The sequence below is a fragment of the Micromonospora sp. DH13 genome (assembly GCF_020873825.1).
Lineage (GTDB): Bacteria > Actinomycetota > Actinomycetes > Mycobacteriales > Micromonosporaceae > Micromonospora > Micromonospora haikouensis.
Genome location: NZ_JAHWGR010000104.1, coordinates 1 through 453, shown reverse-complemented (window position 1 = coordinate 453; position 453 = coordinate 1). Strand labels below are relative to the sequence as shown.

Below are 453 nucleotides of genomic sequence, written 5' to 3'. Positions count from 1 at the left end.
CCTTCGAGGGCGACGCCACGCTTACCGACGCGATTGCGCGGCGCGACGCACTCCTGCGCGCGGGCCGGCTGTACTCCGCGGTCGCGGACGCGGCCACCTCGCGCATGAACCGCTACTCGCGCTCCGAGGTCCGCTACGTCCCCACCGTGGACGCGGCCGCGCTGCGCAAGATGTCCGACGGCGCTGCCAAGGAGTACCGCCAGCTGGATACGAAGATCCAGCAGCTGAACTGGGCGAGCGAGCTACGTTAACTAGCGCCGGTCGCCCACTACGCCGCGCAGCACGCCTGCGAGCTTCTCTCCCGTTGCCGCCCACGAGTACTTCTCCGCCCGCGCCTTGGCGGCGGCGCCGAGGCGGTGCTGCAACGGGGCGTCGGCAAGCAACTGCTCCACGGCCTGCACAAACTCCGCCTTGGAGTCCACGAGCAAGCCCGTCTCGCCGTCGATGATGGAG

Annotated in this window: 2 protein-coding genes; one reads left to right on the top strand and one right to left on the bottom strand. The window is 70.0% G+C overall.

Features of this window, described 5'->3' with window-relative positions; genetic code table 11:
• A partial coding sequence (locus LPA42_RS33445) for a DIP1984 family protein (RefSeq protein WP_228987152.1) occupies positions 1–251 on the top strand: 251 nt, incomplete at its 5' end.
• On the opposite strand, the gene LPA42_RS33440 is transcribed toward LPA42_RS33445, so the two are convergent.
• A partial coding sequence (locus LPA42_RS33440; RefSeq protein ID WP_368859509.1) for a glycosyltransferase occupies positions 252–453 on the bottom strand: 202 nt, incomplete at its 5' end.